The following is a 24,407-nucleotide window of genomic DNA, read 5'->3' as shown; positions in this document are numbered from 1 at the left end:
TTCCATGCGTGGCAACCGGCTGGTAGCGTGCCCGTATTACTATCGCGACTAGGGAAAAGATATATTATACGTCTTTTTCGAGGAACGCTGTTCAGAGAATAAGGTGGATATGACCGACGTAACAACTTCATTCCCGCGGCCGGACGACGAGCAGACCGCCGTGCTGCGCCCCGTGGGCTTCGACGGCATGCCCAAGATGGCCGCCGCCGATGACGCGGTCAAGGCAGGTGGGCATATGGCCCACGCGAAGCGCCACGGCAAGGCTTGGATCGTGGTGTTGGCTTCCGTGTTCGCGGTGATTCTGGCCGCGTTCATCGCATACTTCTTCGTCGGCCGCTGGTACTTCCAGGACAAGGCCGCGCCCGGCGTGTATCTGGGCGATGTCTCCGTGATGGGCCAGACCCGTGACGAACTGAAGGACACCGTCAAGCAGCAGCTGAAGACCACCACCGTGACCTTCACCGCCGACGGCAAGAGCGCCGAGGCCTCGCTGGCCGATATGGGCGTGACCGCGGACGCGGACAAGACCGTGGACGCGCTGATGAACGCCAAGACCGGCGACTTCGCCAAGCTCAACATCCTCAACCAGGTACATGTCCCGCTCTCCGCCACCACGAACGACACCAAGGCCGAGCAGTACGTGACCGACAACTTGGTGGATGAGTCCGATCGCGTGAAGATCACGACCGTCTCCTACGACAAGGATGCCAAGCAGTTCGTGTTCGACGAGGGACACGACGGCAAGGCCCCGCAGATGCAGGCCGTCACGGCCGCCGTCAAGCAGGCCGTCGCCACGCCCGGCACCAACACCACGGTGGCGGTCAAGCTGGAGTCCGGCACCAATCCGATCGATTCCGCCAGCGCCCAACAGGTCGCGGCCGACGCCAACGCGCGTCTGGGGCTGAACCTGACCGTGGACAACGGCGTGAACAAGAGCATCACGATTCCGGTGGAGCAGATCGCCAAGTTCCTCAAGCCCACCACCGACCTCAAGACCGGCACGATGAGCCTGATCGTCGACCGCGACGCCATCAACTCCTACGTGTCCAGCGCCGCCGTGACCAAGGAACTGACCGTGGAGAAGGTGGATCGTGAGGTCTACATCACCCCGAAGTCCGAGGGTGGCGTGCGCATCGGTGCCGACAAGACGCTGGGCGTGGACGGCATCAAGGTGACCGGCGTGGGCGACGCGCCCGCCAAGTTGGCCACCGCCATCGAGCAGAACCAGTCCACCGACTCGACCGTGGCCGTCACGGACAGCCCGTACGAGGTCAAGGAAGTGGAGGTGCCGCACAACTTCGACGTGGCCAACGGCGACAAGTGGGTCCACGTGGATCTGACGAACCAGACCGCCACCGCCTACCAGGGCACCACCCCCGTCAAGACCTTCCTCATCGCCTCCGGCAAGCCCACTGCCGACGGCTCCATGCTCTCCGACACCGGCACGTTCTACGTGTACCTCAAGTACGAGTCCCAGACCATGTCCGGCGAAGGCTACAACCAGCCGAACACGCCGTGGGTCTCCTACTACAACGGCGGCGAGGCCCTGCACGGCGTCCCGGCCTACATGTGGGGCGAGCACCCGATCTACGTGCAGCAGGGCATCCCCGGCTCGCACGGCTGCATCAACATGCAGGTGGCCGATGCCAAGTGGATGTACGATTTCGCCACCATCGGCACCAAGGTCGTGGTGGACGGCGTGACGCCGACCTCCGGCCAGGCCATCCGCGCCGCCGGAGCTGACGCCACCGGCTGGCGGGGCAACTGATCGGTGCAATCGCCGAAACTGAAGCCGGTATCAGCGCATCCTAACCAATTCCTATAGCGAAGCGGCTGCCGCAAGCAGCCGATCGCGACTACGATTGCAGACGTATGCACAATACCTGCAATCGCATCGGCCATCGATGCGGAAAGGGGAACGGAATGACGGACGAGACGAACGCGCAGCCGGCCGAGAAGCCGGTGGTGGAGAGCTTCCAGCTGGATCACACCAAGGTCAAGGCGCCGTACGTGCGTTACATCGACACCGAGAAGGGCCCGCACGGCGACGTGATCTCCAATTACGACCTACGCCTGACCCAGCCGAACAAGCAGGCCATCCCCACCGGCGGCCTGCACACCATCGAGCACACCATCGCCGTGCTGCTGCGCGAGCGCATTCCGGGCTATATCGACTGCTCGCCGTTCGGCTGCCGCACCGGCTTCCACCTGCTGACCTGGGGCGAGCACCCCACCGAGGAGGTGGCCAAGGCCCTGAAGGAATCGCTGGAGTTCATCGCCTACGAGGCCACGTGGGATGACGTGCCCGCCACCACCGAGAAGAGCTGCGGCAACTACCGCGATCACAGCCTGTTCACCGCCAAGGAATGGTGCAAGCAGATCCTCGAGGAGGGCATCAGCTCCGACCCGTTCGAACGCAAGGTCGTCTGAGCCTGTCCGTCAACCGGCCGAACCCCGTCCGCCATGTAACGCGGACGGGGTTTCTTGTGCCTATGGCATGGTAGGTTGGCCGTCAGTTATTGTGTGCCGCCTGATACGCGGCTACCGGAACGAGTACGTCCGAAAGGCGAAGAGTGACTCAGCCGAACACCACACCGAACACCAGGCCGACTACAGATGCCCAGCCGTCGCCGCGCAGATTCCGTCACGCCACCATGCGCGACCTCCCCCAGATGCAGAAAAACTATGCGCGTGCGCGTGCCCTGATGGCGGCCAACGGCAATCCAACGCAGTGGGGTACACAGTTCCCGCGCGAATCCGTGATTCTGGACGACATCGCCAACCAGCGTGCCATGCTGCTGGTGGACGAATGCAACGGTCATGAACGCATTCTCGCCCAGTTCGCGCTGTGCACGGGCGAGGATCCCACGTACGTCAATATCGACGGCGCCTGGCTGGACAACGACGCTTATGTGACCATACACCGCATCGCTTCAGCCGGTCTGGTCCGTCACGCGGCCCGAGACTGCATCAAGTGGGCCTTGAAGCATTACGGCAACGTGCGTGCCGACACTCACCCCAACAACAAGGCCATGCAGCATGTATTCGAAAGCTCCGGTTTCGCCCGCTGCGGCCTCATCCAGCTGCTCGACCGCCCCACCGACACCACCAGAATCGCCTACCAGCGCCACGAGTGGTGAGACCCTTCCCTTGGCTCCCCTTGTCAGGACATCGCCGTGAGGCAAACAGCGGAGCTGTTTGTAGGCGATGTGCGAGACGGCAGTCAAGCCAGTGAACTACGAACGAAGTTCGTCCTTAATTGCAGGACATCGCCGTGAGGCAAACAGCGGAGCTGTTTGTAGGCGATGTGCGAGACGGCAGTCGAGCCAGTGGACTGCGAACGAAGTTCGTCCTTAATTGCAGGACGAGCTGGAGGCGAAGCCGACTGAAGGGTAGTCATTGGGTGAAGTAGCCTGAAGAACAAGGTTGCTGGTATGTGCCATAACATCAGAAAAGCTCCTCACGAAGAGGAGCTTTTCTCGTTATTTCGGCAGGAATCGCCGGAATCAGGCTTCGGCAGTGGCCTTGGCCTTGATTTCCTTGACCTCGGCCTTGGCGTTCGCCGGATCAAGCTTGGAACGCTTGCGGCTGTACGCGAAGTACACGATCAGACCCAGGCCGAACCACACGGCGAATCGCACCCAGGTCTCCCAGTTCAGGCCGGCGATGAGCACGAAGCAGAACACGATGGAGACGATCGGGGTGAACGGCACGAGCGGGGCCTTGAAGCCACGGTGCGCGTCCGGCTGCGTCTTGCGCATCCACAGGATGCCGGCGGACACGATGATGAACGCGGTCAGCGTGCCGATGTTTACCAGCTCGAACAGCACGTTGATGTTGATGAAGCCGCCGGCGATCGCGGTCAGGATGCCGAAGAACCAGGTGCCCTTGAACGGGGTGCGGTACTTCTCGTGCACATGGCCGAAGAACTCCGGGAACAGGCCGTCGCGGCTCATGGCGTAGCAGATGCGGGACTGGCCGTACAGCTGCACGAGCATCACCGTGGTCATGCCGATGAGGGCGCCGAGGTTCACGATCACGGCCAGCCAGTTGAGGCCGGTCGCCAGGATCACGCCCGCCACCGGGGCGTCGATGAAGTTGGCGAACTCCTTGTACGGCACCACGCCGGTCATGATGAGCGTCATCACGATGTACAGCACGGTGGAGATGGCCAGGGAGAGCAGAATGCCCTTCGGCAGCGTCTTGTTCGGGTTCACGGTCTCCTCGGCGGAGGAGGAGACGGCGTCGAAGCCGATGAAGCTGAAGAACACGATGGAGGCGGCCGGCACGATGCCGTACGGCTGCGTGGAGCCAGGCTGGAACGTGTAGATGCCGTACGGGGAGAACGGGTGCCAGTTGGCCGGGTTCACGAACCACACGGTGCAGATGATGAACAGCACGATGATGACGAGCTTGATCATCACCATGATGTCGTTGGTGCGCTTGGTCTGGTTGATGCCGATGGACAGCACCCACGTAATCAGCAGCACGATCACGAAGCCGGGCAGGTTGAAGTAGGTGGTCACGCCCGGAGTGGTGCCGTATGCGGCGGTGAGCTCCACGGGCAGATGCAGGCCGAAGCCTTCAAGCAGTTTGTTGAAGTACCCGGACCAGCCGGCGGACACGGTGGCCGCCTGCAGGGCGTATTCCAGGATGAGGTCCCAGCCGATGATGAAGGCGATAAGCTCGCCGAAGGCCAGGTAGGCGTAGGAGTAGGCCGAACCGGAGACCGGGGCCATGGAAGCGAATTCGGCGTAGCACAGGCCCGCGAAACCGCAGCAGATGGCGGCCAGCAGGAATGAGACGGACAGCGCCGGGCCCGCGGTGAGCGCGCCCTTGCCGGTAAGCACGAAGATACCGGTGCCGATGATCGCGCCGATGCCGAGCATCGTCAGATCGAACGTGTGCATGGTGCGCTTGAGCGGTGTGGATTCGGATACGAGCTGATCCACGTTTTTCTTACGGAAGAGATCCATAGTTCTTCTCTCGTGAACTTGGGTTATGGGGCTAAACCGGACGGATTTCCGGGATCCCGGCACGCCTCAACGCCGGGAATCAACAACGGGTGCGCATAATCATGCGGTGAACCGTATAGTTGTGACAGTCTACGCCGCACACGCGGACAACATCGTTTCGATTCCGTAATACAGGGCGTCCATGTGTAACGTTTGGGTTACTATTCCGTTGATATCCGCTGGATTTTGGCTGGATTCGGGGTTGACCACGAGCGGGTGCCGCGGGCGTCTCCACGGACACGTCACATTGTCGCGCAACAATAGGTGCCTATGAGCATGAACGCAGCACCCGAAATCGCATTCTCGTCCGAGCAGGGCAAGGCCAATTACGCGGCCGCCCTCCGGCAGTACCCCGCACAGGCCATCGTGGACCTCAAAGCCATGCGGGACAACATGGCGCACCTGGTCTCCATGGTGGGCGGCGCGGGCTCAGGCACCGCGGTGATGGGCGTGGTCAAGGCGGACGCCTACGGCCACGGACTGCTGCCCTCCGCCTTGGCCGCGCTCGCCGGCGGCGCCACCTGGCTCGGCACCGCCCAGTCGCATGAGGCGCTGCTGTTGCGTAAGCTCGGCATCGGCCCCGACCGCTGCCACATCCTGACCTGGGTCTACAACGGCACCCAAGTCCCGTTCGACGAGCTGATCGCCGCCGACATCGATGTGTCCGTGGGCTCCCTGCCGGGCATCGACGCCGTGGCCGCCGCCGCCCGCAAGATCGGCAAGACCGCCCGTGTGCACGTCAAGGTCGATTCCGGATTCGGCCGCAACGGCTTCACTCCCGCCGGCTTCGACGCGGCCCTCGCCAAGCTGGTGCCGCTCGCCAAGGAGGGCGTGCTGCACATCGTGGGCCAGTGGAGCCATCTTGCGGTGGCCGATTCGCCCGACGTGCCCGAATTCGTGGCTTCCACCGACCGTCAGATCGAAACGTTCAAGGACTTCACGCGCCGCATGGAGGCCGCCGGCATCCCGCCGGAGATCCGCCATCTGGCCAACACCGCGGCCACGCTGGACCGCCCGGAGATTCACTTCGAACTCACCCGCCCCGGCATCGGCCTGTACGGCTACGAGCCGGACCCGGCCATGGGTACCCCGCGCGACTGGCACCTGACCCCGGCCATGCGTCTGCAGGCCCAGCTCGGCACGGTCAAGGACGTGGAGGCCGGCCATGGCATCTCCTACGGCCGCACGTACCTCACGCCGGACAACACCTCCACCGCCATCGTGCCGCTGGGCTACGCCGACGGCATCCACCGCTCCGCCTCCGGCTTCGACATGGAGGGCGCCAAGCATGTGGAGAAGGAGGGCGGCCCGGTGCGCATCATGACCAACGCCGGCCCGCGCCTGCTGCGCGTGTGCGGCCGCGTGTGCATGGACCAGTTCATCGTGGACCTGCACGGCTCCGCCGCCGAACTCGGCGTGCACGAGGGCGATACGGTCGAACTGTTCGGTCCGGGCCGTGGCGAGGACTACGCCGAGCCGACCGCCGATGACTGGGCCCGCGCCGCCGAAACCATCAGCTACGAGATTTTCACCTGCCTGCGCAACCGCATCCCGCGCCTCTACGAGCACGCCGCCGAGGTGCTGCCGGCCGAAGACCTGGCCAAGCTCGACCCGGCTTCGCTGCTGTAGTGCCGATAGGCGGGCTTTGCCCTGCCGTTGGCGCGGTGGCATGTGTCGTTGCCGTGATTGATGGGCGTATCGCGTTACTTTTTTCGCAATACGCCCATACTTCGTGAAAAAGGAACGCTGACCGCATCTGAGCGTTCCTTTTTCACGAAGTGTGCCTGAATCTCGAAAGAAGTAACGCAAATGGGATCGATTGAGGCCGATTCGGGATGGTTTCCGCCGTGTGCGGCCGGAACGCCGCCGCGCGGCGCGATTCGCGTCATGATTCCGTCAATCCCGGCAATGCCGGGGCATCTGTTTATGCTGGAACCATGGAAACGACGCGGGACGGGGAGCCGGTGCTGAGCGACGAAGGCTACAACGCCTTCGACGAGGAGCGCTGGGCTCCGGAACCCCCGAAATCCAAGTCCCGCACCGCCTTCGAACGCGACCGGGCCCGGCTCATCCACTCCTCGGCCCTGCGCAGGCTCGGCGCGAAAAGCCAGATCCTCGTGGCCGGCACCGATGACTTCGCCCGCACCCGTCTCACCCACACGCTGGAAGTCGCCCAGATCGGCCGGCAGATCGGCGCGATGCTCGGCTGCGACCCGGACGTGGTGGACTGCGCCTGCCTGGCCCACGACCTCGGCCATCCGCCGTTCGGCCACAACGGGGAGCGCGCGCTTGCGAACATCGCTCGCAACATCGGCGGATTCGAAGGCAACGCGCAGACCATGCGCATCCTGACCCGTCTGGAACCCAAGGTGTTCCACCCGGACGGCCGCTCCGCCGGCGTGAACCTGACCCGTGCGGCCCTTGACGCCGCCGTCAAATACCCCTGGACGCTTGCCGAGGCGGATCGGCATCCCAAGGGCGAACGTTCCAAGAAATTCTGCGTCTACCCGGATGACGAACCGGTGTTCCGTTGGCTCAAGACCGGAGCGCCCGCGGCAACCAAGCCGATGGAATGCCAGATCATGGACCTCTCGGACGACATCGCCTACTCCGTGCACGACGTTGAGGATTCCATCGCCACCGGCGCGTTCGACCCAATAGTGCTCACCGATTCGCGCATGCTGGACCGCATCGTCGAGGCCACGCGCGCCTGGTACGGTCCCCAATGGGATCCGGACAGACTGATCGGCGCCTACCGCCGTCTGCGCCGCGAGCAGCTGTTCCCGTCGCATTTCAACGGATCACGCAGGGCGCTCGCGGAACTGAAGAACATCACTTCCGACCTCATCGGCCGGTTCTGCTGGGCCGTCGAGACCGCCACCCGCGATACGTACGGTACGGGCCCGCTGACCCGGTACTCCGCGAACATCGTGATCCCGGAAGATACCTCGTACGAGATCGTGGCGTTGAAGGGCATCGCCGTGTACTTCGTGATGGCACCGAAGGAACGCGAGCCGTTCCACGAGCAGGAGCTGAAGATCGTGGAGGACCTGATCGACGTGCTCATGGCCGGCTCGCCCAAGCCATCCGATGCGCTGGAGGACCAGTTCCTGGACGACTGGTACGAATCCACCAACGACGACGAACGCCTGCGCGTGGCCGTCGACCAGGTCGCCACCCTGACCGACAACTCCGCCCTCGCCCTGCACTCCATTTTGTGCTGATACGCTCCTTGGTGCCTCTTTCCTAGGGCTGGGCCGTGAAACGTGAAGTCCGGTGGACTTTCCGTAGGCGAGGTGAGCGGCTGTGCCGCAAAGGCTCCCCTCTCTGAGGGGAGCTGGCTCGCGAAGCGAGACTGAGGGGAGTCCCTGTAGGTGAACTGCGCCTCTCAGGAAAGGGAGCCGAAGAAGAGTCGGTAAAATTTTACCGTGTCCCGAACCAGGCGGTACTCTAGAGAACTATGGTCGGGATGATTAAGAAGGAAGACGTTGAGAAGGTGCGCGCCGCCGCGGACCTGTATGACATCGTATCCGCGACCGTAACGCTCAAGCCTTCGGGCACCGGCACGTTCGTGGGCCTGTGCCCCTTCCATGACGAGAAGACCGGCAGTTTCAACGTGCGTCCCTCGCTCGGAGTCTGGCATTGCTTCGGCTGCGGTTTGGGCGGCGACGTGTTCAAATTCGTGGAGCAGGCCGAGAACATCGACTTCCGTGAGGCCGTGGAACTGCTCGCGGACAAATACCACATCGAACTGCATTACGAGAACTCCGGCAAGACGCCCGGACAGCCGGACGGCACCGGTTCCAAACGCACCCGCCTGCTGGAGGCCTGCGAGGAGGCGCAGCGCTTCTTCGTCTCGCAGATCCTCACCAAGGAGGCCCTTCCCGCACGCAAGCTCCTCGGCGGGCGCAACTTCTCCCAGGCCGACTGCGAGCGATTCGGCTGCGGCTACGCGCCCCAAGGCTGGGACAACCTCGTGCGTCACCTGTCCTCCAAGGGCTTCACGCAGAAGGAAATCCTGGACGCCGGCCTTGCGCGTCAGGGCCAGCGCGGCATCTACGACTACTTCCGCGGCCGCGTGACCTGGCCCATCCGCGATTCGACCGGCCGTACGCTCGGCTTCGGCGCGCGCAAGCTGTATGAGGACGACCAGATCGCCGCCAAGTACATCAACACGCCGGACACGCAGCTCTATCGCAAGACCCAGGTGCTCTACGGCATCGATCTGGCCAAGTCCGCCATCGTCAAGAAGCGCCAGGTGGTCATCGTCGAGGGATACACGGACGTGATGGCCATGCATCTGGCCGGCATCGACACGGCCATCGCCACCTGCGGCACGGCGTTCGGTGCCGAACACGCCAAGATCGTGCGCCGACTCATCGCCGACGACTCGCTCGGCGCGGTCCAGCTGGTCGGGCCGCTCAAGGTCAAGGACCAGCCGTTGAGCTCGCGCATCGTGTTCACGTTCGACGGCGACGCGGCCGGCCAGAAGGCCGCACTGCACGCCTTCGGGCTTGATTCCGCGTTTCTTTCGCAGACCTTCGTGGCCGTGGCGGACGACAACCTCGACCCGTGCGACCTGCGAATCGAACGGGGCAACGAGGCCGTGCGCTCGCTGATCGCACGGGCCAAGCCGCTCTATGACTTCGTGATCGACGCGGCCATCAACCGTTTCGACTTGACCTACACGCCTGGTCAGGTGGGTGCCATGAAGGCCGTGGCTCCGCTGGTGGCTCAGATTCGCGACCGTTCCCTGTGGGATGCCTACGCGCGCAAAGCCGCCGGCCGCATCGGCGTGGATCTGGAAGTGATGCGCCGCGAGGTCATGTCCGCGCGTCGCCAGCTGCATGTGAGGGATGAGGATGCCTACGCCTCGCGCCGCCGGTTCGCCCGCGAGGACGAGCCGCGCATGGAGCCGGGCACCAACCCATACGCCAATCCGGCCGCGCGCAAGGCGCTGGAACGCCGTGACGCCGCCGAACAGGCGTATTTCAAGATCGATGATGCCGTGTTCATCGCCGAACAGCAGTTCATGGCCACGCTCATCCAGGTGCCGCGCGCCATCGACCGCACCATGTTCGGCCAGCTCACCTTGGACCATTTCATGAGCCCGGTGTTCCGCACGCTGTTCCAGGCCATCGCGGCGGCCGGGGGACTGCCGTCCGACGACACCCCGCAGGGCCTGTGGATGCACAACCTCACCAAGGCCGGCGGGCCGATGCTCAACCAGGTGATCAACGAACTGGCCGTGATGCCGTTGCCGTTGCCCGGCGACGACAAGGGTACGGGCGCCCAACCACCCCAGCCGAACGCGCAGGGCATGCCGGGAGGGGCGGCTGCCGTGCAGCTGCGCCCGGCCACCAAAGAGGAGCAGCGGTACGCCGCCGAACTGCTCACCCGCCTGCTGGACATGGGCTTCATGCGCCAGATCGGTCTGGCGAAGCGCCGCATGGCCCAATTGCCGGACGGCGAGGAGAAAATCGCCCTCCTCGGCCAGATCGCCCGCATGGAGACCGCCCGCAAGGACCTCCAAGCCCAGGTCTACGGCAACACCATCGGATAAGAGGTTGGTCTCGGCTCCCTAGGAGAGGGGCCTTCGGCGTAGGCCAACTGGGGAGGGCTATAACGCCGATTGATCTTGTCAACGTGGGAAAGCGACAGCACCCTCCTGACAAGGCAACATCCGAGTGCTAAGCTCGTGCCCAACACAGGAGTGGAGTGGAACGCGAACATGACTCTGTTGGATTAGCCGTGGAATGACTTCTCTTGGCTCCCCTTGTCAGGGGAGCTGGCGGCGAAGCCGACTGAGGGGTAGTCCTGCAGGGTCGCAAACAATGGGGTGCCCGGAACCGGCAAGCAGCCGGCCCGGGCGGGTGAGAAGGGGAATCCATGGCGGATCCGCAGCAAGACAGCCATAACCAGAACCAAAACCAGCCGAATCAGAACCAATTCCAGCCGGCCGGCCAAGGCGGTCCGAACCAACCCATGGCGAATCCAGCCCGGCAATGGCCGGCGTCGCAGCAGCCTCGGCAGTACCCGCACCAACAGCCCCCGCAATCTCCTCAACCACAGCCGCCGATGACGGGCGCGCCCTACCCGCAGCAGCAGTCGACGCAACCGTGGTCCGCGCAGCAGGTGCCGCCGCCCCAACCTCAGCAGTCGTCACCTTGGGGGCCGCAAGGCCAGCCGCAGTCCCAGCAACCATTCGCGCAGCCGGCTTCCGGTTCGCAATACCAATACCCGCAGCAGCAACCGGCCGCATGGCCGCAATATCAATATCCCCAGCAACCGGCCCCCGGCCAGCAACCATCCATCGGACAACAGCCGCCGCAACAATGGCAGCCCATGCCCGGCCAGTCCGCAATGCCCCGGCAGACGACACCTCCCGTGGATCCGTCCGCTTCTTTCTCCACCGGTAACGTCGCCGGACGGAACCGAGCCTCGCACAAAACCCACGCCAACACAACCCGCAAATCGAACAGACGCGGCAACGCCGCCGCATATCCCGGCGGTCCCACGCTCAGCCTCACCAAACGCAAGCCTTGGCTCATCCCCGTCGCCATCCTCGCCGCAATCGTCCTTGTCTTCTCCTCGGTGTTCACCGTGAGCTACTTCCTGCTCAAGGCGGACGGCGCCATGGACGGCATCATGGCGGACTCCACCCTGCCCACCAAGGAGCAGGCCTACGCCGGCATGCCCGCTGACCAGTACGACCTGCGCGATCCCATCGCCGTGGATACGTACTACAAATTCCGCATCATCCTGAAGAATCCGGCCAAAGTGGTGGCCGGCGACGGCATGGGATTCGAACTCAAGGGCGCGGAACTGTCCGCGGAGGAAAGCGCCCGCGTCTTCCAGGACTCCTCGCTGTCGGTGCCCATTCCCACATACGCCTTCGCCGGCACACCCATCGGCGACAAGGAAGGCACCGGCACCATCGACATCGACGGCAGCATGGACATCCCCGAGGACATGCAGCACGGCGACAGCATCGGCAAGGACCGCGGATTCCTGCCCTCGGACGGCTACTACTATGTGCAATATCTCGGCGAGGACGGCAAGAAGCTCGCCAAGCCCATCGTCCAGTTCTTCCGTGTCAAGGAGCACACGGATATCGAACGACTGCCCGTCGTGCGCAACATCCAGTCCGTCGTCAACGAGAACGGCGGCGTGGACATCTCCTGGAACAAGGTGGACGGCGCGCAGTCGTACAACGTCTACACCTACATCATCTACCCGCAGGTGGGCCAGCCGGGGGAATCCTTCTACTCGGAGGAACACGGCGCCATCAAGAAGCTCGGCACCTCCAAGACCACGCAACTGCTCTCCAAGGACTATGACAAGCCGGAGGAACGCGATTCGGACATCGTGGGCCCCGCGGTCATCGGGCAGAACGAGGCGTTCCAATCGTTGATGGTCGAAAGCCAGGACAGCATCGACCGATGCCAGCAGGATTCGGACGAATACTGCGCCGACCTGCTGCAGCGCGCCGGCGGGTCATGGGATGCGGATTCGGCCGGAAGGCTCTACTTCGTGGTCACCGCCGTGGACGCGGACGGGCATGAAGGACGCTGGTACGCCGTGGACGCCAACGATCTGGTGCCGTCCATCCCCATCAGGGTGGCTGGACAGGCGCAGATAAACCAATGGTCGTACAACCTCAGGGGCGTTTTCGGCGAGGACAACACCGTCGAACAGGACATGGAGGCCTACGTCTACACCTTCGTGCAGATGGCCAACGGCGCCACCGTGCCGGTTCCGAGCGAATTCAGTGATCTGCATCGCAAGGACGGCAGCGACGGCAGCTGGGAGTTCACGTACAGCGCGCCCGGAACGCTCCTGAGCGACACCGGCAGCGTATGGTACGAAGGCGACCTCAACGCCGTGTTCCCGCAGGTGACGCAGACCGCCCTCCAATCGCTGCCGAAGGCCGGCGGCCTGCTCGACCGACAGCGGGCCGCCAGCGGCGACGTGGACTGGACCGGATACGACGACAAGAAGATCGACTCGGACACCAAGGAATCGCCGTACTTCACGTTCGCCTCGAACGACTACGGCAAGTACCTGGCCAACAACATCCTCAACGGCCACCAGGTCATCGACATCAGCAAATACGCCACCGACGAATACCAGTCCAGCACCGAGGACGTGATGGACGAGGTGATCTACCAGAACCCGTACCTGCGCGTGAGCACGGACGCCGTGCAATACACCGTGCGCAAGAAGGGCGACAAGCTGGTGATGTGGGTCAAGTACGCGGATGACTACCAGTCCCGTCAACAGCAGCTTGACCAGTTCGTCAAGTCGGCCGTCGGGCAGTTCCAGGGCAGCGACCGGGACAAGGCCATCGCCATCGACCAGTTCCTCGCCGCGCATATCACCTACGACTACGACGCCTATGCCGCCGTCGGCTTCGGCCGGGGCAGCTCGTTCGACAACGCCGGTTCCGGCAAGGAATATCCCGATGCGTGGAGCTCGTTCGGCGTGGTCAACGGCAAGGGCGTGTGCATGGCCTATGCCTATGCGTTCCAGGCGCTCGCCAAGGCCTCCGGGCTGGACACGCGCGTGGTGACGGGCAATGTGAGCGGGTCCAGCGCCGGTCATGCTTGGAACTTCGTGAACATCGACGGCCAATGGCTGGTCATGGACTCCACGTGGGATGATGACGGAACCACCGCGTCCGACCGCTACCAGCTCAAACCCCAGTCCGAAGTGACCGACCACTTCACCGGCTGGGACCGCTGGACCCTCGCCTCCCAGGTCTCCCGCTACAAATGATTTGGCTCAGTTAAACCAAGATTGACATGGACCTTATTCTCGGCTCCCCTTGTCAGGGGAGCTGTCGGCGAAGCCGACTGAGGAGTAGTCAGACATGGATTCATGTCAATCGTGGTTTAGCAGAGCCAATGGTTTTCGGTCGCTGGTGGCGAATGAGTTGGGGTTCTTTCTTGATTCCAACTTTGTAATAGTCGTTTGTCGTTAATTATTTAACGACAAACGATAAAAATGCTATAATGGAACCACCTTGGCTTCCTTCTCTGATGGGAGCGCAAGCCGTGCCCTTCCAAGAAGGAATGTCGGCCAGCATCCAAAAGGAGGTCCATCATGGCAACGAAAACCAGTCGCCCGGTCTCGAGGCAGGCCGATCTGCTGGGCCGCGCGGGCGCCGCGGCCCTTATCATCGCACGCATCGGCACGGTGTTCCTCTGGATCGCCGCCGCGGCGACCGCCATCGTGCTGGTGGCTTTCATCGTGGCATCCGGAGCACTGACCGCCGGCTACAATCGGCTGGATCTCAGCGTCGGAGGCGTATTCAACATCAGCCTCACCGGGCAGGTGCTGGACTATTCGATCTTCCTGCAGCCGTACGACGACGCCCCGATCAACACGGTGGCCGTCATCGCCACCGGCCTCGCGCGGACGGCCGTCTACGCCCTGCTGGCGCTGGCGTTCGGCCAGATCGCCGCGTTGTGCGACGAACTGAAAACCTGGGTGGAGCACGCCGACCCGGCCTCTCCCTCGCCGTTCCGCGCCGTGATCGCGGAGCGGCTCTCCCGTATGGGTTGGTATCTCATCGCCGCGCCAGTCGTCGCGCTGGTCAACTACATCGTCTGCTCGATCGCCGGCGCATCCGGCAGCGCAAGCCTGTGGATGAGCGGCTTGCTGGTGATGATCGGCATCATGTTGCTGCTGCTCGCGCGCATCTTCGACTACGGCATGTCGCTGGAGCGGGAAGTGGACGGACTGCTGTGAGCGAGGCGCGTGGCATCGATGGCCCGGATGCGTCGCGGGACGGGGCTGAGACGGACGGCCACATCGTCCTGCGACTTGACCGCATCATGGTCGAGCGCGGGCGTTCCCTGAACTGGCTGGCCGAGCAGGTGGGCATCACCAACGTCAACCTTTCGAAGATCAAGAACAACCGCGTCTCAGCCATCCGATTCTCGACCCTCGCCGCCATCTGCGAGGCCCTCGACTGCCAGCCCGGCGACATCCTCGAGTACATCAAGGAGTGAGCCGGCTGGCCGGGCCTTGCGGGTTTTCTCCGGTTCTCCGCAGGACAAGCTGTCACTGAAGGCGACTGAAGAGTAGTCCTACGAGATGTCATGCCAATGTTGGCATTGGTATCGCCGCAAATTGGATGGGTCAAGAAACACCGGATTGGCCCCATCCAAATTGGACTGGTTTGGTATGCGCCGCGTGTGCGCGTCTGATAATAGGCAGGTCGATAACCGTTCAACATCGCACACAAGGGGACAATAATGACGCAGAATCGTGCGGAACTCAACCGTAATCTGGCCCAGATGCTCAAGGGCGGCGTGATCATGGACGTGACCACGCCCGAGCAGGCGAAGATCGCCCAGGACGCCGGCGCATGCGCCGTGATGGCCCTGGAGCGCATCCCCGCCGACATCCGCGCGGCCGGCGGTGTCTCCCGCATGTCCGACCCGGCCATGATCAAAGGAATCCAGGAGGCCGTGTCCATCCCGGTCATGGCCAAGGTGCGCATCGGCCACATCGCCGAGGCCCGCATCCTGCAGGCCATCGACATCGATTACATCGACGAGTCCGAGGTGCTTTCGCCCGCCGACGACGTCTACCACATCGATAAGAACCAGTTCGACGTGCCGTTCGTGTGCGGCGCGAAGAACCTGGGCGAGGCCCTGCGCCGCATAGCCGAGGGCGCGGCCATGATCCGCACCAAGGGCGAGCCCGGCACCGGCGACGTGATCCAGGCCGTGCGTCATATGCGCACGATGAACAAGCAGATCCACGAGCTCGTTTCCCTGCGCGACGACGAGGTCTACGAGGCCGCCAAGCAGCTCGCCGTGCCGTACGACCTGGCCAAGTACGTGCACGACAACGGCCGTCTGCCGGTCGTCAACTTCGCCGCTGGCGGTGTGGCCACCCCGGCCGACGCCGCCCTGATGATGGAGCTCGGCGCCGAAGGCGTGTTCGTGGGCTCCGGCATCTTCAAGTCCGGCGACCCGGCCAAGCGCGCCGCCGCCATCGTCAAGGCCACCGCCAACTGGCAGGACGCCGACCTGCTCGCCAAGCTCTCCGAGAACCTGGGCGAGGCCATGGTCGGCATCAACGAGGACGAGATCAAGACCATCATGGCCGCCCGCGGCGAGTGACGGTTCTTTCCCGGTCTCCTCTGTGAGGACATTGCCGTGAAGCAAACAGCGGAGCTGTTTGTAGGCAATGTGCGAGACGACAGTCGAGCCAACACAACGCGAACGAAGTTCGTCCGTAATTGCAGGACGAGCTGTCGGCTTTGCCGACTGAGGGGAGCGGCATGCAAAGAGGTAACAATGGTTGTAGCTGTTGAATACATATCCAAGGAAGAATCCGACGACGCCGAAACCGCGAAGCACGGCGTGACCGGCATCCTGGCCGTCCAGGGCGCGTTCGCCGAACACGCGGCCGTGCTGGACAAGCTGGGTGCGCCGTGGAAGCTGCTGCGCGCCGCCGAGGACTTCGACGAGTCCATCGACCGCGTGATCCTGCCCGGCGGCGAGTCCACCACGCAGGGCAAGCTGCTGCGTTCCACCGGTCTGTTCGAGAAGATCGACGCGCACATCAAGGCCGGCAAGCCGGTGTTCGGCACCTGCGCCGGTATGATCCTGCTCGCCAAGAAGCTCGACAACGACCCGAACGTGTACTTCGGCGCGCTCGACGCCGTGGTGCGCCGCAACGCCTACGGCCGCCAGCTCGGCAGCTTCGCCGCCACCGCCGACTTCGGCAAGTCCGTCGACGGCGGCAAGGCGTACATCGCCGATTTCCCGCTGGTGTTCATCCGCGGGCCGTACGTGGTCTCCGTAGGGCCGGACGCCACCGTGGAGACCGAGGTGGACGGCCATCCGGTGGCCCTGCGTCAGGGCAACATCCTCGCCACCGCGTTCCACCCGGAGCTCACGGACGACACCCGCATCCACGAGCTGTTCCTTTCGCTGTAGGAACCCCATGATGTAGGGGAAATCCCATGGTGTAGGGATTCCCGCATGATGTAGGGATGTAAAACGGCGGAATTCCGCCATTTCCCTAAAACCGCTCCCTACATCATGGGAACTTCCCTACACCATGGGCACTTGCCGCGCCGCATATCATGGTCCACAGGGTGCGGCGACGGCCCATGACACAAAAGGAAGGCGGCGGACATGCGACTGGAACTCAATCGGCACAGCAGCATGCCGATGTACCGGCAACTGGCCGCCGAACTGCGTGAACAGATTATCTCCGGCACACTCGCCGAAGGATACCGGCTGCCGCCCGAGCGCGAGCTCGCCGCACGCCTCGAAGTCAACCGCACCACCATCTTGCAGGCCTATCAGCAGTTGAAGGACGAAGGCCTCATCGCCTCCAAGGTCGGCAAAGGCACCTTCGTACTACCGCGCGGCGAGGTGCCGACCTCAGCGGCATCGCGTCCCACGGCAACGTCATCGGCGCCGATGACGGCACCATCGCCGCAATCGACGGCATCATCGGCATCGTCGCGTTCGGATGCATCGCAATCCACGCAATCTCCCGTACGACTGGCACGGCACGAGCTTCCGGAGACTACTGAACCGACCGTGGCGCGCCCGCCGTGGTCCGTATTGTTCTCCGACTACTCCAACCGGTTCACCTATCACGACATCGCCTCCGCCGAACGTGCGCAACGCGGCGACACGGTGATCGACTTCGCCACCGGCTCGCCCAACCCGGCCGACATCCCGGACGACCTCCTGCGCGCGGTGAGCATCGAGGCGTTCGCCTCGCACGAATTCGACGGCCAGCCCGAATCGCCCATAGAAGGCTTTGCGGAACTGCGTGACCTGCTCGCCGAACACATGCGCGACCGTGGCGTGCAGTGCGACGTACGCAACGTGATGGTGCTCTCCGGCTCCGAACAGGGCATCGACCTGTGCGTGCGCGCGTTCGTCAACCCCGGCGACTGCGTGCTGGTCGAACAATCCACGTTCTTCCCGGCGCTGCAGGCCTTCCGCTCCGCCGACGCGCGCATCATTGGCGTGCCCATGGACGAGCACGGCATGCGCACCGACCTGTTGGACGGTTACTGCGCGCGATTCCACCCCAAGCTCATCTACACCATCCCCACCTTCCAGAACCCCACCGGTACCACGATGCCGGCCGAACGCCGCAGCGAACTCATCGATGTGGCGCGTCGTTACCAATGCCTCATCATCGAGGACGACGCCTACGGCGACCTGTGGTACGGGCCAGCGATGGCGGATTCGCGTGATTTCCAAACCGCCGACCGAACCGACGAGGATATCGCCGAAGTCGAAGCCGCTCCGCGCGGAGGCGTCGGCCATATCGCCGCCGCGGGGAAAGAACGGCGCCCGATACCGCTCAAAGGCATGGAGAACGCCGGATACGTGATGTATCTGTCCACGTTCTCGAAGACCGTGACCTCGGGCCTGCGGACCGGTTGGATCGTGGCGGATCCGCATGTGATCAACCGTCTGGCGGGCCTGAGACGCATGGTGGACCAGCATACGAGCACATCCTCGCAGCGCATCTGCCTGGAACTGCTCAAGGAAGGCCGCATCGCCGAGCATGTCCGCACGTTGACGGCCTCATATCGGGAGAGGCGTGATGCGGCGGTCGCGGCATTGGAGCGGTTCGCCCCGGCCGGCATGCGCTGGACCGTACCGGAGGGCGGATACTACCTGTGGGCCGCGTTGCCCCAAGGCGTGCGCTCGCTGGATGTGCTGGACGCCTGCCGTGCGAAGGGCGTCACCTTTATGCCGGGCAGCGTCTTCGACGTCGATGAGATGGATGACTCCCACATCCGCCTCAACTTCGTGCGTCCGGCCGCCGCGGACATCGAGCGAGGCATCCGAATCATCGGCGAGACGGTGGCGGAGCTCTGAAAATAAGAAATGCCGGGTATGAACGCTGTGATCGCAGTGCTCATACCCGGCATTGTCGTTTGGAAGGATCCCTTATAGCGCGGATGAAACTTCCCGGCAGGCGGAAATGGGTCTCCTATCGCGGAGCTACTGATGCTCAGGCGAGCTGCGCAAGCAGCGTCGGCAGCTCGGCCATCGTGTCGATGACGGCGTCGGCCCCGGCGTTCACGAACGCGGTGCGGGCGGCGGCGCGGGCCTGTGCCTTGCCGGCCTCGTCCAACGCCTCGAACTCGTCCTGGCTCAGCGCCATCTGCGAGCTGCCCTCGGTCACGCCGATGGTGAACACGCCGGCGTTCTTGCCCTCGCGGATGTCGGAAAGGGTGTCGCCCACCTTGGCGGCGCGGCGCACGTCGGTCACGCCCAGCTTCTCAAGGTTCTTGAACACCATGTACGGGTAGGGGCGGCCGAAGCCGTTGGTGCCGTCCGGGCTGATCCAGAAGTCGGGGGAGTAGCCGTTCTCGGCGGCCTTGGGCACCACGATCTCCATCATCTTGTCCGTGTAGCCGGTGGTGGAGCCGATCTTGATGCCCGCCTCGCGCAGGGCGGCCACGGCCTCGACCACGCCCGGCTTCGGATCGGCGTAATTGTCGAGGATGGACAGCAGCTTCGGCTCGAAGTGGCTGTAGACCGCATCCACGTCAGCGTCGGTGGGGGCGGCGCCGTGGGCGTCCTCCCAGGCGCGGGCGATGCGGTTCATGTGCAGCATGGTGTTGATGTGGTCGTGCTTGAGCATGCCCATCGGCTTGCGGGTCTCGTCCATGGTGGGCGTGACGCCGAACTCCTTGAACGCCTCCTGGAAGGCGCGCACCGGCGCGAAGCAGCCGTAATCCACGGTGGTGCCGGCCCAATCGAAAATAACAGCTTCAAAACGGTTGGTCATTGTATTTCCTGGATTCTGTGAAATCGAGGTCGATGTTATTGTGTTTTTGCGGATTTTGGCTCCCCTCTCTGAGGGGAGCTGCCGGACGTAGTGAGGCTGAGGGGAGTGCGACGTGTAACTCCCCTCAGCCCGCTTCGCGGCCAGCTCCCCTCAGAGAGGGGAGCCAAGTAAGGGCTCGTATGATTGCACCGCCAAGCCGACAGAGCTCAGGCGACGAGCTTGACTCCGGCGGGGGCGGCGGCCTTGATCGGGGCGCCCGCCTCGTCCATCGCGGCGATGGCGGCCGGCACGGAATCGGAGCCGGTGGCGGCCTTGAGCAGTCCGCGCTCGCCCATGTACAGGGCCAGCAGCTCGGTCACCTTCTCGATGTCGTCGGTGTAGATCTCGCCGATGTTGCCCAGACGGAAGGTGTCCTCGTTGGTGAGCTTGCCGGGGTAGATGGCGTAGCCGCGCTCCTTGATGAACTCGTACATGTCGTGGAAGTCGAACGTGGTGCCCTCCGGGTAGAGGAACGTGGTGATGATCGAGCCCTGATGGTCCTTGAGGAACACGCGGAAGCCGAGCGCCTTCATACGGGCGATGAGCAGGTGGTTGTTGAGCGCGTAGCGGGCGGAGCGGGCCGGGATGCCGCCCTCGGCAAACATCTCGTCCAGCGCCTTGGAGAATGCGAGCACCACGTGGGTGGGGGAGGTGTAGCGCCACTTGCCGTTGGCCTTCTCGAGGGTGTTCCACTGGTCCCACAGGTCCAAGGAGAGGGAGCGAGCCTTGCCCTTGGAGGCCTCGAGCTTGGCCTTGTTGCAGATGATGAAGCTGAATCCGGGCACGCCCTGGATGCACTTGTTGGCGGAGGAGACCAGGAAGTCGATGCCCCAGTCGGCCACCGGGATATCCACGCCGCCGAAGGAGCTCATGGCGTCCACCATGAAGGTGCAGCCGTGCTTCTTGGCCACGGCGGCAACGGCCTTGATGTCGTTGAGGAGGCCGGAGGTGGTCTCGGAGTGGATCATCGAGACGTGGGTGATGGACGGATCGGCGGTGAGGTATTCCTCGACCTTGGCGGCGTCCGGGATGCGGTCGTACGGCTCGGCGTACTGCGTGTAGGCGATGCCGGCGTGGTCGCAGATCTTGGCCTGACGGTCGCCGTACGCGCCATTGGTGCACAACAGTACCTTCTCGTCCTTGCCGATCACGGAGGTCAGCACGCTTTCCACTCCGAAGGTGCCGGAGCCCTGCATGAGCACGGCGGTGTAGTCGTCGGCGTTCACGTGGGCCAGCTCAAGCAGCTGACGGCGGATCTTCTGGGTGATCTGCTGGTAGTCCTCGTCCCACGTGCAGTGGTCGAAGAGCATCTCTTCCTTGACCGTGCGGGTAGTGGTCAGCGGGCCGGGGGTCAGCAGCTTATATTCGTTTGCCATGATGGCGGTTTCCTTTCTTGGGGTTGCTGCGGCTGAGTCTAATCAGCTGTGTAGTTTCTGTAATCTTCTACGTAGTTTGTAAGGTGCAATCGGAGTGTCGTATGTAGTTCTGTATGTGATGGGGGTTGACGTGTTTGGTTGGGGTGTGTGATGCCTGACACACTCAAGGCCGTTCGGCCTCGCTCCGGCGCGTGCTCGCGGAGCGTAGCACACGCCTCCGCTGCTTACGGTCTGGCATCACACACCCCAACCAAACACTGCTCAATGCGCAACTTCAAAGCTGAATGGGGACCATGCCTATTCGCCCTGCGCCAGGCGCTTGCATTCGGACGAGAAGTCCTGATGCTCCTGCAGCAGGTCAACGGTCAGGGGCTTGGGGAAGGTCTTGGAACGCTTGGAGGCGTTGGCCGGGGCCTTCTCGCCCTGATAGAGCGGCGTCGGATAGGTCTTGAGCAGCTCGGCGCGGCCCTTGTCGATGATCACGCCGGCCATCTTCTGCGCCTTGGGGTTGGTCTTGGCGCCCTTGTCCAGCACGGCCACCGATTCGGTGAGCGAGTAGTTGCCCTCCTCGGGGTCCACATAGTCGATGGGCAGGCCCTTCTTCTTGTCCGCCACGGCCTGGTGACGCAGGCCGAAGCCGATCGCCACTTCGCCGGAACGCACAGCCTTCAAAGGCCCGGATCCGGACTGCTCAAGGTGCGGGCCGGCGTTGCGGTAGATCGCCGTGAGGATCGCGCGGCCCTCCTCACCGGTGCCGTAGGCATCCGCGATGGCCTGGATCATCAGCCAGCCGGTGGAGGAGCCCTCCATGTCCGGCACGGAGATGAGGCCCTTGTACTGCGGGTCGGCCAGGTCCTTGAAGCTCTTCGGCTCGGGCACGCCGGCCTCCTTGAGCGCGGTGATGTTCACGATGATCGCACCTTCCTGCGCGGTGGTTGGGGAGCGGTATGCGGGTGCCTTGGAGTTCTCGGAGTTGCCGAGCAGCTTGGAGCGTACGTCGGTCAGGTCGGCGAACATGTGGTTGCGCTCCTGCGCGGAATCCACGTAGTAGGAGCTCATGGTGAGCATGTCCGCCTCGAGGGCCTTGCCTTCGGCCAGCATCTTGCCGCCAAGCTCGGAGGTGCCGAAGCTCTGGATGATGTACTGGTTCTTGAAGCCGTTCTCGTCCAGGGCATGCTGGAAGGCCACCACGGCCTCGTCGTCGGCGTTGGTGTAGATGACCACCTGGCCGTTGGTGCTCGCGGTTGCGGTGGCGCCGAATCCGAAGCCGACCAGCAGCACGGCGAGCACCGCGGACAGGCCTGCGGTGAAGGCGTTGCAGGCCTTGCGGTTGCCGGAAGTCGGCAGCGGGAAGTCGGGCGTGCCGTTGTGCGCGGTCTGCGCGGCGGCGGTCAGTCGCGTATCGGCGGCGACCGTGGAGCGGGCGGCGGCCAGCTGCGGCGTCCTGACCGTCACGCGGGCGGCGGCCTTGGCGCGTTCGGCGGAACGGTCGCGCGTGGCGAAGGCGATCACGCCCTTGACCACCAGGTTCGTCACCAGGATGAGCAGCGAGAGCACGAACACGTCGTCGAACTTGGCGATGTGCTGCAGCGCGGAGATCTTGGTGGTGATGACCTGCGTGCGTGCGCCGGTGAGGAACACCACCGCGGAGATGGTCACCATCGCGTTGACGAAGTAGTAGCCGAACACCTGCAGGATGGTGGGCAGGGCGTTGGGCGTCACCACGCGCACGATGGTCTTGATCCAGTTGTCGCCCATGAGCTTCGCCGTGGTCTCCCAGCCGGCGTTCATCTTGGACAGCGAGTCCTTGATCATCTGGTACGGGGTGGCGAAGTAGTGGATGATGTTCGCGATGATGAGGATCCAGAACGTGTTCTGCAGCGAGGAGCCGGAGAAGGCGAACAGGAACGCGATGCCGAGCACCATGCCGGGCACGGTGTTGATGATCGCGCTGATCGCGTCCACTGAACGCTTGGCCCAGTTCGGCAGTTTGGAGCGGGAGGTCACCAGGCCCGCCGCGTAGGCGAACAGGCAGCCCACGATGGCGGTCATCACGGCCACGTACAGCGAGTTGGTGAACACCTGCGTCAGTTCGGAATCGGTGAACATGTTCGCGATGTGCGAGAACGTGGGCGTCACGTTGAACGGCCATTCGGTGACGAACGGGATGAGCAGGATCACCGCGAACACCGACAGCGTGCACACCAGCACCACCACGGACGCGATACCGCACAGCCAGTCGCGGCGCGGTCCCTTGGGCAGGTCCACCTGGCTGATCTGCTTGTAGCGGATGGCGAAGCGCTCCAGCACGGTCATCAGGATGATGGAGATGATCGAGGGGATGAGCATGAACACGGCGATCACGGCGCCGCGGTTGAAGTTCGGGATGGAGCCGAGCATCTGGTTGAACAGGGTCATGGCCAGCACGTCGTACTCGCCGCCCACCGAGGTCGGGATGCCGTAGTCGGTGAACGCCAGGAAGAACGACTGGATGAACGCCACGGCCATCGTGCCGATGAGCGGGCGCAGCACCGTGTTGAGGAACGTGGTCAGGGGCTTGTCTCCCATGATGTGGGAGACGATGATGAACTTCTTGTCCACGAACTGGAAGCTGTTGTTGATGAGCAGGAAGCAGGTGGGCAGCGTGTAGATCACGTAGCCCATCAAGAGGCCGTTGAAGCCGTAGATGTCGAACAGCTGGTGTCCGAAAAGCCTGGTGATCAGGCCCTGCTTGCCGAAGGAGTAGATGATGGCGAAGCCGTACGTGATGGTCGGCAGCAGCATCGGCAGCTGGGCGAGCAGTCCCACGGCCTTCTTGAACCCGGCCGGCACGTTGGTGCAGTTGATGGTGTACGCCAGCAGGAACGCGAGCAGCACGGCCACCAGGGCGGACGTGGCGGAGACGGCCAGCGAGTTGGTGATCGAGCGCACGAACTCGGGCCGCGAGAGCACGGCGGCGTAGTTGGAGAGCGTGGCCGAGCCGGATGCGGTGGTGAACGAGCGGATGATGACCAGCAGCATCGGCGCCACCAGGAACACGGCGAAACAGAATGCCACGATCGCCAGCAGCGTCCACAGTTCGGTCTGCTTCGGCTTGGCGGGACGACGCTCGTAGTTGACGATCTCCGGGCGGATGTTGGGCAGCTGCTTGCCCGCCTGAATCGATTCGACCGACATG

At 63.6% G+C, this 24,407-nt stretch carries 17 protein-coding genes; 12 read left to right on the top strand and 5 right to left on the bottom strand.

The window, feature by feature from the left end; translation table 11 throughout:
* Positions 1–109: 109 nt before the first annotated feature.
* The 3 genes from JS536_RS06340 to JS536_RS06330 all read left to right on the top strand — a co-directional run bounded on the left by JS536_RS06340 (position 110) and on the right by JS536_RS06330 (position 3,140).
* Positions 110–1,768 (top strand): L,D-transpeptidase, encoded by a 1,659-nt coding sequence (locus tag JS536_RS06340; protein ID WP_214356261.1) that lies wholly within the window; start codon positions 110–112, stop codon positions 1,766–1,768.
* A gap of 155 nt (positions 1,769–1,923) precedes the next feature.
* The gene (locus tag JS536_RS06335; RefSeq protein ID WP_214356260.1) at positions 1,924–2,430 is read left to right on the top strand and encodes an S-ribosylhomocysteine lyase; all 507 of its coding nucleotides are present in this window, start codon (positions 1,924–1,926) and stop codon (positions 2,428–2,430) included.
* 224 nt (positions 2,431–2,654) lie between these two features.
* Positions 2,655–3,140, top strand: a complete 486-nt coding sequence (locus JS536_RS06330) for a GNAT family N-acetyltransferase (RefSeq protein WP_214356291.1) — start codon at positions 2,655–2,657, stop codon at positions 3,138–3,140.
* 366 nt (positions 3,141–3,506) lie between these two features.
* Here JS536_RS06330 and JS536_RS06325 read toward each other — a convergent pair whose 3' ends face one another.
* Entirely contained in the window at positions 3,507–4,976 is a 1,470-nt protein-coding gene (locus tag JS536_RS06325; protein ID WP_214356259.1) for an amino acid permease, read from the bottom strand.
* 309 nt (positions 4,977–5,285) lie between these two features.
* On the opposite strand from JS536_RS06325, the gene alr reads away from it, so the two are divergent.
* Complete coding sequence (gene alr / locus JS536_RS06320) at positions 5,286–6,644, top strand: alanine racemase (protein ID WP_214356258.1); 1,359 nt, start codon at positions 5,286–5,288, stop codon at positions 6,642–6,644.
* A gap of 74 nt (positions 6,645–6,718) precedes the next feature.
* Here the strand turns inward: alr and JS536_RS06315 are convergent, their stop codons facing one another.
* Complete coding sequence (locus JS536_RS06315) at positions 6,719–6,904, bottom strand: hypothetical protein (RefSeq protein ID WP_214356257.1); 186 nt, start codon at positions 6,902–6,904, stop codon at positions 6,719–6,721.
* Positions 6,905–6,952: 48 nt separating this feature from the next.
* On the opposite strand from JS536_RS06315, the gene JS536_RS06310 reads away from it, so the two are divergent.
* The 8 genes from JS536_RS06310 to JS536_RS06275 all read left to right on the top strand — a co-directional run bounded on the left by JS536_RS06310 (position 6,953) and on the right by JS536_RS06275 (position 18,895).
* Complete coding sequence (locus JS536_RS06310) at positions 6,953–8,239, top strand: deoxyguanosinetriphosphate triphosphohydrolase (protein WP_214356256.1); 1,287 nt, start codon at positions 6,953–6,955, stop codon at positions 8,237–8,239.
* 236 nt (positions 8,240–8,475) lie between these two features.
* Complete coding sequence (gene dnaG, locus JS536_RS06305; protein WP_214356255.1) at positions 8,476–10,578, top strand: DNA primase; 2,103 nt, start codon at positions 8,476–8,478, stop codon at positions 10,576–10,578.
* A gap of 515 nt (positions 10,579–11,093) precedes the next feature.
* On the top strand, positions 11,094–13,793 hold the full coding sequence (locus tag JS536_RS06300; RefSeq protein ID WP_214356254.1) for a transglutaminase-like domain-containing protein: 2,700 nt from the start codon (positions 11,094–11,096) through the stop codon (positions 13,791–13,793).
* Positions 13,794–14,120: 327 nt separating this feature from the next.
* Positions 14,121–14,768, top strand: coding sequence for a hypothetical protein (locus JS536_RS06295; protein ID WP_214356253.1), 648 nt, complete (start codon positions 14,121–14,123; stop codon positions 14,766–14,768).
* Positions 14,765–15,031, top strand: a complete 267-nt coding sequence (locus JS536_RS06290; RefSeq protein ID WP_346427465.1) for a helix-turn-helix transcriptional regulator — start codon at positions 14,765–14,767, stop codon at positions 15,029–15,031. The genes JS536_RS06295 and JS536_RS06290 overlap by 4 nt, the downstream gene beginning before the upstream one ends.
* 246 nt (positions 15,032–15,277) lie before the next feature.
* Entirely contained in the window at positions 15,278–16,153 is an 876-nt protein-coding gene (gene pdxS, locus JS536_RS06285) for a pyridoxal 5'-phosphate synthase lyase subunit PdxS (RefSeq protein ID WP_109057582.1), read from the top strand.
* Positions 16,154–16,330: 177 nt separating this feature from the next.
* Positions 16,331–16,975: a pyridoxal 5'-phosphate synthase glutaminase subunit PdxT gene (gene pdxT / locus JS536_RS06280; RefSeq protein WP_214356252.1), complete on the top strand. Its 645-nt coding sequence runs from the start codon at positions 16,331–16,333 to the stop codon at positions 16,973–16,975.
* Between the two features lie 201 nt (positions 16,976–17,176).
* Entirely contained in the window at positions 17,177–18,895 is a 1,719-nt protein-coding gene (locus JS536_RS06275; protein WP_214356251.1) for a PLP-dependent aminotransferase family protein, read from the top strand.
* A gap of 136 nt (positions 18,896–19,031) precedes the next feature.
* On the opposite strand, the gene phnX is transcribed toward JS536_RS06275, so the two are convergent.
* The 3 genes from phnX to JS536_RS06260 all read right to left on the bottom strand — a co-directional run bounded on the left by phnX (position 19,032) and on the right by JS536_RS06260 (position 24,406).
* Positions 19,032–19,814, bottom strand: coding sequence for a phosphonoacetaldehyde hydrolase (phnX, locus tag JS536_RS06270; protein WP_214356250.1), 783 nt, complete (start codon positions 19,812–19,814; stop codon positions 19,032–19,034).
* A gap of 206 nt (positions 19,815–20,020) precedes the next feature.
* Positions 20,021–21,229, bottom strand: a complete 1,209-nt coding sequence (locus JS536_RS06265; RefSeq protein ID WP_214356249.1) for a 2-aminoethylphosphonate--pyruvate transaminase — start codon at positions 21,227–21,229, stop codon at positions 20,021–20,023.
* Between the two features lie 297 nt (positions 21,230–21,526).
* Positions 21,527–24,406, bottom strand: coding sequence for an extracellular solute-binding protein (locus JS536_RS06260; RefSeq protein WP_214356248.1), 2,880 nt, complete (start codon positions 24,404–24,406; stop codon positions 21,527–21,529).
* Between the last annotated feature and the right edge of the window lies 1 nt (position 24,407).

It is taken from the genome of Bifidobacterium sp. SO4, assembly GCF_018555355.1.
Taxonomy (GTDB): domain Bacteria; phylum Actinomycetota; class Actinomycetes; order Actinomycetales; family Bifidobacteriaceae; genus Bifidobacterium; species Bifidobacterium miconisargentati.
Note: the sequence above shows the minus strand (reverse complement) of the source record. Positions and strands in the feature narration are given on the sequence as shown.